A 268-nucleotide genomic window follows, 5' to 3' on the forward strand; every position below is an offset into this window, starting at 1 on the left:
CGTCGTCGAGCGGCGCTTCGGCATGGAAGGCCTCCACCACGTCGAGCACCGCGAGCGGCTCGTCCGGAACGTGGTGCAGCGCGCTCGTCACCGTCGCTGCCAGCTCGGCGACCAGCCAGCCGTCCGAGACGTCGCCGAAGTCGATGACGCCGGGGCCGTCATCGCCCAGGACGATGTTGTCGTCGGTCACGTCGCCGTGCACCGCCTGCACGCGGAGGCGGTCGCGCAGCGGCTGGAGGCGCGCGAGTGCCGCGTCGGCGGCCTCCCG

Annotated in this window: 1 protein-coding gene; it reads right to left on the reverse strand. The window is 73.9% G+C overall.

The features are described 5' to 3' along the window. Positions 1-268: phosphotransferase (locus tag SB717_RS36330; RefSeq protein ID WP_410907870.1), on the reverse strand; the 268-nt coding region annotated here is incomplete at both ends.

It is taken from the genome of Priestia sp. SIMBA_032 (assembly GCF_046535215.1).
Classification (GTDB): domain Bacteria; phylum Bacillota; class Bacilli; order Bacillales; family Bacillaceae_H; genus Priestia; species Priestia aryabhattai.